The 14,698-nt window shown below is 70.6% G+C and carries 14 protein-coding genes; 12 read left to right on the forward strand and 2 right to left on the reverse strand.

Annotation, left to right across the window (positions count from 1 at the left end; genetic code table 11):
- Positions 1-12: 12 nt before the first annotated feature.
- Both V3T34_RS14290 and V3T34_RS14295 read left to right on the forward strand, forming a co-directional pair.
- Positions 13-1,128 (forward strand): aldo/keto reductase, encoded by a 1,116-nt coding sequence (locus V3T34_RS14290; protein ID WP_060846907.1) that lies wholly within the window; start codon positions 13-15, stop codon positions 1,126-1,128.
- Positions 1,129-1,224: 96 nt separating this feature from the next.
- Positions 1,225-1,434 (forward strand): hypothetical protein, encoded by a 210-nt coding sequence (locus V3T34_RS14295; RefSeq protein WP_060846906.1) that lies wholly within the window; start codon positions 1,225-1,227, stop codon positions 1,432-1,434.
- Positions 1,435-1,652: 218 nt separating this feature from the next.
- On the opposite strand, the gene V3T34_RS14300 is transcribed toward V3T34_RS14295, so the two are convergent.
- Positions 1,653-2,576, reverse strand: a complete 924-nt coding sequence (locus V3T34_RS14300) for an SDR family oxidoreductase (RefSeq protein WP_305079032.1) — start codon at positions 2,574-2,576, stop codon at positions 1,653-1,655.
- A gap of 103 nt (positions 2,577-2,679) precedes the next feature.
- Between V3T34_RS14300 and V3T34_RS14305 the strand changes: the two genes are divergently transcribed.
- Positions 2,680-3,312 (forward strand): TetR/AcrR family transcriptional regulator, encoded by a 633-nt coding sequence (locus V3T34_RS14305; protein WP_060846904.1) that lies wholly within the window; start codon positions 2,680-2,682, stop codon positions 3,310-3,312.
- Between the two features lie 16 nt (positions 3,313-3,328).
- Here the strand turns inward: V3T34_RS14305 and V3T34_RS14310 are convergent, their stop codons facing one another.
- On the reverse strand, positions 3,329-4,783 hold the full coding sequence (locus V3T34_RS14310) for a pyridoxal phosphate-dependent decarboxylase family protein (RefSeq protein WP_305079030.1): 1,455 nt from the start codon (positions 4,781-4,783) through the stop codon (positions 3,329-3,331).
- 485 nt (positions 4,784-5,268) lie between these two features.
- Between V3T34_RS14310 and V3T34_RS14315 the strand changes: the two genes are divergently transcribed.
- The 9 genes from V3T34_RS14315 to atpC all read left to right on the forward strand — a co-directional run bounded on the left by V3T34_RS14315 (position 5,269) and on the right by atpC (position 14,632).
- A complete protein-coding gene (locus tag V3T34_RS14315) occupies positions 5,269-5,589 on the forward strand; it encodes a hypothetical protein (RefSeq protein ID WP_305079029.1) in 321 nt (106 codons plus the stop codon).
- A 107-nt stretch (positions 5,590-5,696) separates the two neighbouring features.
- Complete coding sequence (locus tag V3T34_RS14320) at positions 5,697-7,673, forward strand: PhoX family protein (protein WP_305079028.1); 1,977 nt, start codon at positions 5,697-5,699, stop codon at positions 7,671-7,673.
- A 191-nt stretch (positions 7,674-7,864) separates the two neighbouring features.
- Positions 7,865-8,356 carry a glutathione peroxidase gene (locus V3T34_RS14325; protein WP_331369196.1) on the forward strand — a complete coding sequence of 164 codons (492 nt, stop codon included), beginning with the start codon at positions 7,865-7,867 and terminating at the stop codon, positions 8,354-8,356.
- Positions 8,357-8,464: 108 nt separating this feature from the next.
- On the forward strand, positions 8,465-9,166 hold the full coding sequence (locus tag V3T34_RS14330; protein WP_060846899.1) for a DsbA family protein: 702 nt from the start codon (positions 8,465-8,467) through the stop codon (positions 9,164-9,166).
- Between the two features lie 419 nt (positions 9,167-9,585).
- Positions 9,586-10,158 carry a F0F1 ATP synthase subunit delta gene (locus tag V3T34_RS14335; RefSeq protein WP_060846898.1) on the forward strand — a complete coding sequence of 191 codons (573 nt, stop codon included), beginning with the start codon at positions 9,586-9,588 and terminating at the stop codon, positions 10,156-10,158.
- A gap of 64 nt (positions 10,159-10,222) precedes the next feature.
- Positions 10,223-11,752, forward strand: a complete 1,530-nt coding sequence (gene atpA / locus V3T34_RS14340) for a F0F1 ATP synthase subunit alpha (RefSeq protein ID WP_060846897.1) — start codon at positions 10,223-10,225, stop codon at positions 11,750-11,752.
- Positions 11,753-11,782: 30 nt separating this feature from the next.
- Positions 11,783-12,667: a F0F1 ATP synthase subunit gamma gene (locus V3T34_RS14345; protein WP_060846896.1), complete on the forward strand. Its 885-nt coding sequence runs from the start codon at positions 11,783-11,785 to the stop codon at positions 12,665-12,667.
- Between the two features lie 25 nt (positions 12,668-12,692).
- Positions 12,693-14,150 (forward strand): F0F1 ATP synthase subunit beta, encoded by a 1,458-nt coding sequence (atpD, locus tag V3T34_RS14350; protein ID WP_060846895.1) that lies wholly within the window; start codon positions 12,693-12,695, stop codon positions 14,148-14,150.
- An 80-nt stretch (positions 14,151-14,230) separates the two neighbouring features.
- Positions 14,231-14,632: an ATP synthase F1 subunit epsilon gene (atpC, locus tag V3T34_RS14355; protein WP_060846894.1), complete on the forward strand. Its 402-nt coding sequence runs from the start codon at positions 14,231-14,233 to the stop codon at positions 14,630-14,632.
- The last annotated feature ends 66 nt before the right edge of the window (positions 14,633-14,698 follow it).

A 14,698-nucleotide genomic window follows, 5' to 3' on the forward strand; every position in this document is an offset into this window, starting at 1 on the left:
AGGAGAAACGCCATGGAACGTCGCAGCTTCCTGCAGGGTGCGGCCCTCGGGGCCGGTCTCGCGGTCTCCGGCTCCGCGGGGGCGGCCGTGAACGCCCCGCCCGCCCCGTTGCCCACCACGCGGCCCAACGACCCCGCCGACCTGCCGCTCGTCACCGATCCCGGCGAGCGCCGGGGCGAGATGCTCTACCGGCCCTTCGGCCGCACCGGCGAGAAGATCTCGGCGATCGGCATGGGCGGCTTCCACCTCGGCAAGTCCGCGGTGACCGATGCCGAGGCGACGCGGCTGATCCACGAGGGCGTCGACCGCGGCATCACCTTCATGGACAATTGCTGGGACTACAACGAGGGCCGCTCGGAGGAGCGGATGGGCATCGCCCTCGAGCAGGACGGCTATCGCAACAAGGTCTTCCTGATGTCCAAGATGGACGGGCGGACCAAGCAGGAGGCGATGAAGCAGATTGACCAGTCGCTGCGCCGCCTGCGCACCGACCGGATCGACCTCGTGCAGCACCACGAGATCCTGCGCTACGACGATCCCGACCGGGTCTTCGCCGAGGGCGGCGCCATGGAGGCGTTCCAGGAAGCCAAAAAGGCCGGCAAGCTGCGCTATATCGGCTTCACCGGCCACAAGGACCCGCGCATCCACCTGCAGATGCTCGAAGTGGCGGCCGAGCGCGGCTTCCACTTCGACTCCGTGCAGATGCCGCTCAACGTGATGGACGCGCATTTCCGCAGCTTCGGCCACCTCGTGCTGCCCTACCTCGTCCAGAACGGCATCGCGGCGCTCGCCATGAAGACCTTCGGCGACGGGGTGATCCTGAAGAGCGACGCGCCGATCAAGCCGATCGAGTACCTGCACTTCTCGCTCAACCTGCAGACCTCGGTGGTCATCACCGGCATTCAGAACCAGCGCGACCTCGACCAGGCCTTCGAGGCGGTGAAGACCTTCAAGCCGATGGACAAGGCGACGGTGGCGGAACTGCTCACCCGCAGCCGCCCCTACGCGCTGGAGGGCAAGTACGAGCTGTTCAAGACGAGCGCCACCTTCGACGGCACCGCCAAGAACGCCGCCTGGCTCGGCGAGGACGTGCCGGGGGTGAAGAAGCTGGCGCCCACCATGGAGTGAGGGCGGCGCATTTAAGACACAACCATGACGGCTGCCGGCGCGTTGACCCTGCGTCTTCCCGCCGGCACGACCTAGTCGTCAAGGATGGCCGCCCCCATGAACGAACCGTCCACCCCGCACCGCAACCCGTCCGCCGAACTCCACACGATGAACGAGCGGTTGGCCGCCTGGGCCGCCTGCGCCACCGAGGACAGCCCGGCGCTGATCGAGCGCTTCGAGGCGATGGGTTACGCGGTCCGCGGCAAGACCCGCGAGGAGGTGGAGGCGGTTTTACGCTGCCCGCCGGAGCGGGCGGGGCGGGGGTGAACGAGGCGTGTCTTCGCGCTCGCCGCGCGACCGTCTGCCGTCCTGCATCGCACCGCGTAAAGGCAGCACCGCGTCGCCTGCGAGGTGGACGGGCCCTGCCTCGCCCACGGCGACGGAGCGCTCTGCGCGATCGGCCGCCTTCGCGGTACAGGGCGGGAGGTTCACGAGAGATGCGGAGGCGACCAGCCCTGCGCTGACCATCCGGGCGAGGATCGGCGTCATCGGACCTCCGGGAAGCTCACGCCGGCGAGGCGCTCGGATATCTCCCACAGCCGCGCGGCCGCCGCCTCGTCCAGCGCCTGGGAGGGGATCCGCGCGGGGCCGGGCGCGCCGCGGGTCTCGCCGAGGCGGATCGGGCCGTAATAGCCGCCCGCTTTCGCCGCCGGCGCGGCCGCGGCGTAGAGGGTCGGCAGCGCGCCCTGCGCGACGGGCTGGAACAGGAACCACAGGAGGCTCCGCGCCAGCCCGCCGACGCTGCGGGCGCCGGCGCCGTTCGGCAGCAGATCGGTGCGGGCGATGCCCGGATGGGCGGCGAGGCTGGCAAGGCCCCATCCCCCGGCATCGCTGCGGCGCTGGAGTTCGAGGGCGAACATCAGGCAGGCGAGCTTCGACTGGCTGTAGACCGCCATCGGCCGGTAGGCGCGCTCCGACTGGAGGTCGTCGAAGGCGATGCGCCCGCTGCGGGCCGCGACGCTCGACAGCGATACGACCCGCGGGGCGCCGGCCCGGCGCAGCAGCGGCAGCAGGCGCGCGGCGAGGGCGAAGTGGCCGAGATGGTTGGTGGCGAATTGCAGCTCGTGGCCGTCGGCGGAGACCTGCCGCGTCGGCGGGGCCATCACGGCGGCGTTGTTGATCAGGAGGTCGATCCGGTCGCTTCTTCCCGCCATCCGCTCGGCGAAGGTGGCGACCGAGGCGAGGCTCGCGAGGTCGAGGGGCTCGAACGCGACCCGCGCCTCCGGCACCGCCTGCCGGATGCGGGCGAGCGCCGCCGCGCCCTTGTCCGGGTTGCGCCCGGCGACGATCACCTCCGCCCCGGCGCCGGCGAGCGCCAGGGCGTCCTCGAGGCCGAGGCCCCCGGTTCCGGTGACGATCGCGGTGCGTCCCGCCTGGGACGGCAGATCGGCCAGCGTCCAGCCCGACATGGTCGCGACTCCCTTTCACCGAGTGCATGATCGCACTCAGTGCAAATTTATTACTGCACCGGGTGCAACTTTTCAAGGGGGGAGCGTCGTGCGAGAAGGCCGCATGGAGAGCGAGTCTGGACAGCCCGTGAGCCTGCGCGCGCGCAAGCGCCAGGAGACGCTGCGGCGGATCGCCGAGACCGGCCTGCGGCTGTTCGGCGAGCGCGGCTACGAGGCGACGACGCTCGACGCCATCGCGGAGGCCGCCGGCATCTCGCGTCGGACGTTCTTCTCCTACTTCCGGTCGAAGGAAGAGATCCTGCTGGACTGGCAGATGCGGGGTTTCGGCGCGCAGCTGCGCGAGGCGGTGCTGGCCCAGCCCGACGCGGCGCCGGTCGACGTCGTCCGGGGCGCCATGCTGCACCTGGTGGCGGGCATCCGCACCCAGGAATTCATCAGCATCGACCGGGTGCTGCGCGCGAACGAGACCCTGCAGGCACGCAAGCAGGCGACCTACGGCCTGCACGAGCGGGCCTTGCACGAGGCCCTCGTCGAGCGCTGGCCGGACCCCGCCCGCAGCCAGGCCTTGCGCCTCGTCGCGATGGTCTCCCTCGGCGCGATGCGGCTGGCGATCGAGGCCTGGATCCAGGCCGGCGGCGACCGGAGCGCCGCCCCGTTCCTGGAGGAGGCCTTCGCGCAGATCAGGGCCGAGGTCTGCGGACACTCCGGAACGAGCAGGGAGCTATCCGCATCGTGATGCTCTGGCCTTCAGTTCACCCCACCCGCAACCCCGCGGCGATCTCCCGGATCGCGTCCCACGCCGTCATCACGTCCGCCCGCGTCGTATTGGTCTGGCCGACCTGGAAGCGGAGGACGAAGCGGTCCTCGTGGCGGGTCTGGGTCAGGTAGGTGCGGCCGTCGTCGTTGATCCGCTCCAGAAGCCGGGCGTTCAGCGCGTCGAGGTCGTCCGCACCAGCACCGGTGCCAGCACCGGCACCGGTGCCGGCACCGGCAGGGGCGTAGCGGAAGCTGAACAGGGACAGGACCGGCGCCGAGGTCAGCTCGAAATCCGGGTCGGCGTCGATGATCCCGGCGAGTTCCCGCGCCCAGGCGACGTGGGCGCGGATCATCTCCCGCAGCGTCTCGACGCCGTAGGAGCGGATCACGAACCACAGCTTCAGGGCCCGGAAGCGGCGCCCCAGCGGGATCGACCACTCGTTGTAGTCGACGACGCCGTCGCGCCCGAGCGTGCGCAGGTAGGCGGGGCGCAGGCCCAGCGTGTCGGTCAGCGCCTTCGGGTCGCGGACGAAATGGGCCGAGCAGTCGAAATGGGTGAACAGCCACTTGTGCGGGTTGAACACCAGGCTGTCGGCGAGCTCGGCGCCGCGCATCAGGTCGCGGAACTCGGGACAGATCATCGCGCTGCCGGCCCAGGCGGCATCGACGTGGAGGAACACCCCGTGCCGCTGTGCCACCGCGGCGACCGCCTCGATCGGGTCGCAGGCGCCGATGCCGGTGCCGCCCAGGCACGCGACGATGGCGGCCGGCACCCGCCCGGCCTCCCGGTCGGCCCGGATTGCCGCGTCGAGGGCGTCCGGGTCCATGCCGTGGAGCGGGCCGGTCACGGGGATCCGCACCAGGTTGGCGTCGCCGATGCCGGCGATGCGCACCGCCTTGTCGACGGAGGAATGGACCTGCTGCGAGGCGTAGACCCGCAGGGCCGGTCCGCCCGCGAGGCCGCTCGCGTTGCCGGTGAAGCCGAGCGCCCGCTCGCGCGCGGTGAGGAGGGCGGCGAGCGTCGCGCCCGAGGCCGAATCCTGGATCACGCCGGAAAAGGCTTCCGGCAGGCCGATCATCTGGCGCAGCCAGTCCATCACCCGGGTCTCGAGCTCGGTCGCGGCCGGCGAGGTCTGCCAGAGCATGCATTGCGCGGCGAGCGCCGCGGTGACGAACTCCGCCACCAGGGAGGGCGGGCTGGCATTGGCCGGGAAGTAGGCGAAGAAGCGCGGGTGCTGCCAATGGGTCATGCCCGGCATCACCACCCGGTCGAGATCGGAAAAGATCCGCTCCATCGGCTCGCCCGCGGCGGGCGGGGTCTCGGGCAGCTGGCGGAAGATCTCGCCGGGGGCCACCTGCGCCCGCACCGGCCGCTCGCCGACGCCTTCGAGGTAATCCACCGACCAGTCGGCGGCCCTGTGCGCCCAGGCCCGAAACGTCTCGTCGTCCATCGCGTCCGCGCTCCTCCCGACGGCCCGGTCTTCCGGTGCCCGGACGGGGGTCTAGAGCATTTTCCGACGAAGTGGATGCCGGTTCGTCGACGAAAATGCGGCAAAATCAAAAACCTAGAGAGCTTCGCGATTGCAACGCGATCGTGAAGCGCTCTAGCAGGTTTCGAGGAGCGCGCCTCCCCGCGCCGGGCCCGGGGCCGGCAATCGAGGCCGGGGCGCGGCAGCAGGCGTTTCCCGGCGGACAGTCCATCGCGCGGGCGATCCACTTGAGCGCCCCACCGAAACATGCCACGCTCAATCAAGCGAGAAATATTTTCTGTTATTTAACTAATTTACGGTTGTAATGATCGAGTATCGAATCATTTCAGCGTGGTGCCGCAGGTCGTTTGCATCAATTTATCGATGATGGATTGGATTGTCGCCATCTGTTTCGGGACTTCTTAACACGTCGTGTTAGTTCATGGGGCGGAGACGAGAGGAGCGGGATGTTCGGCAGACGCACCCAGGCGAGACCGTCCGGCACGCTGACCCAGCGCCATGCCCGCATGAACCGCGACGGGGCGGACCAGGACACCTGCCTGATCTCTCTCGGCGATCAGCCGGTCTCGTTGCTGGTGCGCCTCCAGCCCGTCACCGCCGCGCCGGAGCACCGCCACAAGTGGCGCGTGGCCGAGACCTACGGGCCCTGCCGGGGCCTCGCCCGCGCGCCGCTCTTCGATACCCCGGACGCGGTGATCGACTGGATCGCCCACAGCCTGCCCGACCCGACCCCGCGGCCCTGGCTGGACGCGCACCTGCTGCCCTGAGGCCCGCCCGCCCGGCCGCGGACGCATCGACGAGCGCCGTCATCCCGCCGCCATGGTCCGCCGGGTAAGCTCCCGGGTCGCATGACAGGGAGCGCCGAGGGGACCCGATGACGCAGCCGTCGCTGAACCGTTCGCAGCAGGCCGAGGCGGCCGAGGATGCCGGCTCCAACCCGAGCCCGAACCCGACCCTCGGCGAGGTCGTGGCCCGGCGCTTCGACCGGCGCGAGATCCTGCGCGGGGGCCTGGCCGCGAGTCTGGCCGTCTCGGCGATCTCGGCGACGCTCGCGCCCCGGGCCGTCGCGGCGGCGACACCGGAGACATTCCCGTTCCGCGAGCTGCCGGCCGGCGCCGACGAGCGCCACCATGTGGCGGAGGGCCACGACGCCGAGGTGCTGATCCGCTGGGGCGACCCGGTCCTGCCGGGCGCGCCGGCCTTCGACCCGCACAAGCAGAGCGCCGCCGCGCAGGCGCAGCAATTCGGCTACAACAACGACTTCCTGGGCTTCTTCCCGCTACCCGGCGCGAGCGACCCGGCCGGCCACGGCCTCCTCGTCGTCAATCACGAATACACCAACGAGGAGCTGATGTTCCCCGGCCTCGGCCGGCAGGACGGCAAGGCGGCCTTCGCGGGCATGAACCGCGATCTCGTCGACATCGAGATGGCGGCCCATGGCGGCTCGGTGATCGAGGTCAAGCGCGAGGACGGGCGCTGGCGCGTGGTGCCGGATTCCCGGTACGCCCGCCGCATCACCGCGACGACCCCGATGCGGATCGCCGGCCCCGCCGCCGGCTCGCCCCGCCTGCGCACGGGCGCCGACCCGGACGGCACCCAGGTGCTGGGCATGCTCAACAACTGCGCCGGCGGCGTGACCCCGTGGGGCACCTGGCTGACCTGCGAGGAGAACGTTAACTACTACTTCCAGGGCCGCCTGGCCGAGGGTTCGCCGGAGGCCCGCAACCACAAGCGCCTCGGCATGCCGGGCAACCTCTACGGCTGGGCCCGCTTCCACGAGCGCTTCGACCTGGCCAAGGAGCCCAACGAGCCGAACCGCTTCGGCTGGGTGGTCGAGATCGACCCGTTCGATCCGACGAGCGTGCCGGTGAAGCGCACTGCCATGGGCCGCTTCAAGCACGAGGGCGCGGCGGGCGCGATGGCGCGCGACGGCCGCTACGTCGTGTTCCAGGGCGACGACGAGCGCTTCGACTACGTCTACCGCTTCGTCACCGGGGACCCGGTGAACACCGCCGACCGGGCGGCCAACCGCGACCTCCTCGACCACGGCACGCTGTCGGTCGCCAGCTTCGACGCGGATGGCCGCGGGACCTGGCTGCCGATCGTGTTCGGGCAGGGGCCGCTGACGCCGGAGAACGGGTTTCGCGACCAGGCCGACGTGCTGGTCGAGACCCGCCGGGCCGCCGACCTCCTCGGAGCCACCAAGATGGACCGGCCGGAGGACGTCGAGGCCAACGCCAAGACCGGCAAGATCTACGTGATGCTGACCAACAACACGCGTCGCAAGGCCGACCAGGTCGATGCGGCGAACCCGCGGCCCGACAACCGCTTCGGCCACATCGTCGAGCTCTCGCCCGAGGGCGGCGACTTCGCGGCCGACGCCTTCGCCTGGGAGGTGCTGGTGCGCTGCGGCGACCCGTCGGTCGCGGCGGTCGGCGCCACCTTCTCGTCGGCGACGACGAAGGACGGCTGGTTCGGCATGCCGGACAATTGCGCGGTCGACGGAGCGGGCCGACTCTGGGTCGCCACGGACGGCAACTCGCCGTCGAAGACCGGCCGGGCCGACGGCATCTGGGCGATGGAGACGGAAGGCGCCCGCCGCGGCACCGCCAAGCACTTCTTCCAGGTGCCGATGGGGGCCGAGATGTGCGGCCCCTACTTCACCCCCGACGACACCACCTTCTTCGTCGCCGTGCAGCATCCCGGCGAGGCCGACGAGGAGGATCCGAACGCCGTGCCCGCCACCTTCGAGAACCCGGCGACCCGCTGGCCGGACTTCGACCCCGCCCTGCCGCCGCGCCCGGCGGTGGTAGCGATCACGAAGCGGGGCGGGGGGAGGGTGGGGGCGTAGACGCCCCTCGGGCCCGCAGCCTCCCTCGCAGGGCCATGCCCGCCGAGGGAGGCGCGTCGCAGCCGGTCCGCCGGACGGGCAGCGATCCGCGATGCCGCGGATCGGCCAACCTTGGGCCGGAACGCGGGCTGCCGTTCCCGTGTCCGCCTCCGCGCGAGACGAAGGGCGGCGGACTGGGGCATAAGGCGGCGATGACCACCGTCCACGACTTCGCCCCCGCCGCCCCGGACGGCACGCCCCACCCGCTGGCGCAGTACCGCGGGAAGGTGCTGCTCGTCGCCAACACCGCCTCGGCCTGCGGCTTCACCCCGCATTATGCCGGGCTGGAGGCGCTGTGGCGGCGCCACCGCGATGCCGGCCTCGTGGTGCTGGGCTTTCCCTGCAACCAGTTCGGCGCCCAGGAGCCGGGCGATGCGGCGGAGATCGCCCGGTTCTGCACGACGACCTACGACGTGACCTTCCCGCTCCTCGCCAAGGTCGCGGTGAACGGGCCCGGGGCCGAGCCGCTCTTCGCCCATCTCAAGCAGGCGAAGCCCGGGCTCCTCGGCACCCGGGCGATCAAGTGGAACTTCACCAAGTTCCTGGTCGGGCGCGACGGTCGGGTGATCGCCCGCTTCGCCCCCCGGGTGACGCCGCAGGCGCTGGAGGCGGCCGTGGTGGAGGCGCTGGCGGCGCGGGCGTGAGGCCATCATCCGGCCAAAATGGCCGAGCTAGACCTTCGGGGTAACGACAGCCCGTCGCGTGCCGGACCCGGGCTCCCGAGGCCCGCCCAGGATCCCCCGAGGACTCCCATGCCGCTTTCCCGCCGTACCCTGATCGCCGCCTCCCTGGCGGCGCTCCCCGCCCTCGCCCCGGAGGCGCGGGCGCAGGCCGACGGCCAGTGGCGTGCGATCACCGGCGACAACGGCCAGCCGCTGCCCAACACCCGCCTGCCGGGCGAGCTCGTCTCCGAGATCGGGCGGCTGCGCGGCGTGACCTGGATCGGGCCGCGCGAGGCCTCGGTCACCCTCTTCGAGTTCTTCGACTACAACTGCCCCTGGTGCCGGGCGGCGGCGCGCGACCTCGACGATCTCGTCAGGGCCAATCCGGACCTGCGCATCGGGCTGATCAACAATCCGATCCTGTCGGTGCAGTCGGCCCAGGCCGCCAAGGTGGCGCTGGCCGTGCAGCGAGCCGGCGGCTCGGCGGCGACCGCGGGGCTCTACGCCGCCCTCCTCGGGCCCGGCACCGCCGGGCGGATCGACGGGACGCGGGCGCTCGAGGCGGCGGCCCGCCTCGGCCACGACCGGGCGGCGATCGAGCAGGCGGCGGATTCCGACGAGGTGCGCGAGGCCTTGAAAAGCCAGATGCGGCTCGCCGCGAATCTCGGCCTGCACGCCACCCCGTCCTACGTCGTCGGCACCGCGGCCTTGCTCGGCTATCCGGGACCGAAGAGCCTCGCCCGGGTGCTGGCCGCGGTGGCCGAGTGCGACGAGATCGCCTGCGCGAGCTGACTTCCCGGACCGCCCCGGCCTCCCGGACCGGCGCGGCCCGAAATTTTTCGGAAACCATCACGAAACCTCGCCCGTCCGCCCCGGTGCCGGCGCGGCCTTGCACGGCGCGGCGCCGGCGGGTTTTCGCGCGTGCCATCCGACCAACGTCGAAGGCGCGCCCCGGGTGAGGCCCGCGATGACGCGCGGAAGGCCCCCGGACCGGATTAAATCCAGGGCCCGCCTCGCGATTGGCGCACGCCCGCGCTCGCCTTGCGCCCCCCGAAAACCCATGCTAGGCCGGCGCCGCGCCGGGGGAGGGGGCAGTCTTCTCGCGCCGGAGCCTTTCCCATCATCGACGGGCCGCGCGCCGCCGCCGCTCCTTTTCAGGCCGGCGCGATGCGGCCGGACCCGTCGGGCCAGGACATGAAGAGAGAGCGCTGGTGGCTCAGAACGCATCGGAATCGGGTTCTCCCCTGGCGGGCGTCGCCGGGCGGTACGCCTCGGCGTTGTTCGAGCTCGCCCGCGACGAGCGGGCCGTCGACGCGGTGGCGGAGGGGCTGGACCGGTTCGACGCCCTGCTGACCGAGAGCGACGACCTGCGGCGCCTGGTGCGCAGCCCGGCCTTCTCGGCCGAGGACCAGGTCAAGGCGATCGACGCGGTGCTGGCCAAGTCCGGCATCCAGGGGTTGGCCGCCAACTTCATCCGCCTCTCGGCCGCCAACCGCCGGCTGTTCGCCCTCCCCAACATGATCCGCGCCTACCGCGAGCTGGTACGCGAATCGAAGGGCATCGTCCGCGCCGAGGTGCGGCTCGCCGAGAAGCCCTCCGACGCGGTGCTCCAGGACATCAAGGCGTCGCTCAAGGACGTCGCGAAGGCCGAGATCGACCTCGACCTCCGCATCGACCCGAGCCTGATCGGCGGCATCGTCGTCAAGCTCGGCTCGCGCATGGTCGACGCCTCCCTGCGCACCAAGCTCAACAGCATCCGCCTGGCGATGCAGGGCGCCCGCTAAGGGCCCCGCCGCACCCGCCGCCTCCAGAACAACGCCCGACACGAACGAACGAGGGAAGGTCCAGATGGACATCCGTGCCGCCGAGATCTCCGCCATCCTGAAGGAGCAGATCAAGAACTTCGGCCAGGAGGCCGAGGTCACCGAGGTCGGTCAGGTCCTGTCGGTCGGCGACGGCATCGCCCGCGTCTACGGCCTCGACAACGTCCAGGCCGGCGAGATGGTCGAGTTCGAGTCGGGCGTGCGCGGCATGGCCCTGAACCTCGAGCAGGACAACGTCGGCGTCGTGATCTTCGGCTCCGACCGCGAGATCAAGGAAGGCCAGACCGTCAAGCGCACCGGCGCCATCGTGGACGTGCCGGTCGGCAAGGGCCTGCTCGGCCGCGTCGTCGACGCGCTCGGCAACCCGATCGACGGCAAGGGCCCGATCGTCGCCGAGAAGCGCAGCCGGGTCGACGTGAAGGCCCCGGGCATCATCCCGCGCAAGTCGGTGCACGAGCCGATGGCGACCGGCCTCAAGGCGATCGACGCCCTGATCCCGATCGGCCGCGGCCAGCGCGAGCTGATCATCGGCGACCGCCAGACCGGCAAGACCGCGGTCGCCCTCGACACCATCCTGAACCAGAAGCCGGCCCATGCCGGCACCGACGAGAAGGCCAAGCTGTACTGCGTCTACGTCGCGGTCGGCCAGAAGCGCTCCACCGTCGCGCAGTTCGTGAAGGTGCTCGAGGATAACGGCGCGATGGAATACTCCATCGTCATCGCCGCCACCGCCTCGGACGCCGCCCCGATGCAGTTCCTGGCGCCCTTCGCCGGCTGCGCCATGGGCGAGTACTTCCGCGACAACGGCATGCACGCCGTGATCGTGTACGACGACCTGTCGAAGCAGGCCGTGGCCTACCGCCAGATGTCGCTGCTGCTGCGCCGCCCGCCGGGCCGCGAGGCCTATCCGGGCGACGTGTTCTACCTGCACTCCCGCCTGCTCGAGCGCGCCGCCAAGATGGGCGACGCCGCCGGCAACGGCTCGCTGACCGCGCTGCCGGTCATCGAGACCCAGGCCAACGACGTCTCGGCCTACATCCCGACCAACGTGATCTCGATCACCGACGGCCAGATCTTCCTCGAGACCGATCTGTTCTACCAGGGCGTGCGCCCGGCGGTGAACGTCGGCCTCTCGGTGTCGCGCGTCGGCTCCGCCGCCCAGACCAAGGCGATGAAGTCGGTCGCCGGCAAGATCAAGGGCGAGCTGGCGCAGTACCGCGAGATGGCGGCCTTCGCCCAGTTCGGCTCGGACCTCGACGCCTCGACCCAGAAGCTGCTCAACCGCGGCGCCCGCCTGACCGAGCTCCTGAAGCAGCCGCAATTCTCGCCGCTGAAGATGGAAGAGCAGGTCGCGGTGATCTACGCCGGCGTCAACGGCTACCTCGACACGATCCCGGTCAACCGGGTCCGTGCCTTCGAGGACGGCCTGCTCTCGACCCTGCGCACCCGCCACGCCGACCTGCTCGACACGATCCGCTCCTCCAAGGAGCTGTCGGCCGACAGCGGCGCCAAGCTCAAGGGCGTGGTCGAGTCCTTCGCCAAGTCCTTCCAGTAAGCCTCCGGCTCGACACCAAAGGACCCTCCGATGGCGAGTCTGAAGGACCTGCGCAATCGCATCACCTCGGTGAAGGCGACCCAGAAGATCACCAAGGCGATGCAGATGGTCGCCGCCGCCAAGCTGCGCCGCGCGCAGATGGCGGCGGAGAGCGCGCGGCCCTACGCCGAGCGCATGGCGCAGGTGCTCGGCAACCTCGCCTCCAACCTGACGCCCGGGGCGGAGACGCCCCGGCTGCTCTCCGGCACCGGCCAGGACCGCACCCACCTGCTCGTCGTCTGCACGGCGGAGCGGGGCCTGTGCGGCGCGTTCAACTCCTCGATCTCGCGGCTCGCCCGTGACCATGCCCGGCGCCTGATGGCGCAGGGCAAGACGGTCAAGATCATCTGCGTCGGCAAGAAGGGCTACGACGTCCTGCGTCGCGAGTTCCGCGACCAGATCGTCGAGCTGATCGAGCTGCGCGGCGTGCGCCAGCTCGGCTTCGAGAACGCGGAAGGCATCGCCCGCAACCTGCTCGGCCGCTACGACGCGGGCGAGTTCGACGTCGCGACCCTGTTCTACTCGCGCTTCCGCTCGGTGATCGCCCAGATCCCGACGGCGCAGCAGATCATCCCGGCCGACATCGCCCCGACGGACGCCGCCCCCGCGGTCTCCTCCGACGCGGTCTACGAGTACGAGCCCGGCGAGGGCGAGATCCTCGCCGCCCTTCTCCCGAAGAACCTCACCGTTCAGATCCTTCGGGCGCTCCTGGAAAACGCCGCCTCCGAGCAGGGCGCGCGCATGGGCGCCATGGACAGCGCCACGCGCAACGCCGGCGAGATGATCAAGAAGCAGACCTTGATCTACAACCGGACGCGCCAGGCGATGATCACCAAGGAGCTGATCGAGATCATCTCGGGCGCCGAGGCGCTCTGACCGCACGCAATCAGGGATTAGCATCATGGCGAACACTGCCACCCCCGTCGCCGGCTCGACCAACACCGGCCACATCACCCAGGTCATCGGCGCCGTCGTCGACGTGCAGTTTCAGGGTCACCTGCCCGAGATCCTGAACGCCCTCGAGACCAAGAACAACGGCAACCGCCTCGTCCTCGAGGTCGCCATGCAGCTCGGCGAGAACACCGTCCGCTGCATCGCCATGGACACCTCCGAGGGCCTGGTCCGCGGCCAGGAGGTCACCGACACCGGCTCGCCGATCCGCGTGCCCGTCGGCGCCAACACGCTCGGCCGCATCATGAACGTCATCGGCGAGCCGATCGACGAGGCCGGCGAGATCAAGACCGAGTCGCTCCGCGCCATCCACCAGCCGGCCCCGTCCTACGCCGAGCAGTCGACCGAGGCCCAGATCCTCGTCACCGGCATCAAGGTGGTGGACCTGCTCGCCCCCTACGCCAAGGGCGGCAAGATCGGCCTGTTCGGCGGCGCCGGCGTGGGCAAGACCGTGCTCATCATGGAGCTCATCAACAACATCGCGAAGGCCCACTCGGGCTACTCGGTGTTCGCGGGCGTCGGTGAGCGGACCCGCGAGGGCAACGATCTCTACCACGAGATGATCGAGTCCAAGGTGAACATGGACCCCAAGGAGCACGGCTCCGCGGAAGGCTCCAAGTGCGCCCTGGTCTACGGCCAGATGAACGAGCCCCCGGGCGCCCGTGCCCGCGTCGCGCTGACCGGCCTCACCGTCGCCGAGCACTTCCGCGACGAGGGCCAGGACGTGCTGTTCTTCGTCGACAACATCTTCCGCTTCACGCAGGCGGGCTCCGAGGTGTCGGCGCTGCTCGGCCGCATCCCGTCGGCGGTGGGCTACCAGCCGACGCTCGCCACCGACATGGGCGCCCTGCAGGAGCGCATCACCACCACCACCAAGGGCTCGATCACCTCGGTGCAGGCGATCTACGTGCCGGCCGACGACCTGACCGACCCGGCGCCCGCCGCCTCGTTCGCCCACCTCGACGCCACGACCGTGCTGTCGCGCTCGATCGCCGAGAAGGGCATCTACCCGGCGGTGGACCCGCTCGACTCGACCTCGCGCATGCTGTCGCCGGCGATTCTCGGCGAGGAGCACTACACCGTCGCCCGCCGCGTCCAGCAGGTGCTGCAGCGCTACAAGGCGCTCCAGGACATCATCGCGATCCTGGGCATGGACGAGCTGTCCGAGGAGGACAAGCTCACGGTGGCCCGCGCCCGCAAGATCGAGCGCTTCCTGAGCCAGCCGTTCCACGTCGCCGAGATCTTCACCGGCTCGCCGGGCAAGCTCGTGGCGCTCGAGGACACCATCAAGGGCTTCAAGGGCCTGGTGGACGGCGAGTACGACAACCTCCCCGAGGCCGCCTTCTACATGGTCGGCTCGATCGAGGAGGCCAAGGAGAAGGCCCAGCGCCTCGCCGCCGCGGCCTGATCGGCAGCGATAAGACGGGCCCGGCTTGAACGCCGGGCCCTTTCGCGCGCGTCTGACGAAACCGGAAACGACCTGACCCCATGGCCACCTTCCAGTTCGACCTCGTCGGCCCCGAGCGGATCCTGTATTCCGGCGCGGTCGATGCCGTGCAGCTTCCGGGTTCCGAGGGCGAGATGACGGTGCTGCCCGGGCATGCGCCCGTGCTCACCACCCTCAAGACCGGCATGCTGGTGATCACCGAGAGCCCGCAGAAGGGCAAGCGGGTGCTGGTGCGCGGGGGCTTCGCCGAGATCAACGCGACCTCGCTCACCGTGATCGCGGAGCGCGCCACCCCGCTCGAGGAGCTGACGCCGGCGATCATCGATGCCGACATCGCGGCGGCCGAGCTCCTCTACGACGCCACCGACGATTACGACCGCAAGATCGAGATCGAAGGCCAGATCGCGCAGCTGCGCGAGGCCAAGGTGGCGCTGAGCTTCTGATCCTCGCGCCTTTCGGCGACGAGCGACCGTTCCTCGAAGGGCGGCGGAGCCTCACGGCTCCGCCGC

The sequence above is a fragment of the Methylobacterium ajmalii genome, assembly GCF_036448855.1.
Lineage (GTDB): Bacteria > Pseudomonadota > Alphaproteobacteria > Rhizobiales > Beijerinckiaceae > Methylobacterium > Methylobacterium ajmalii.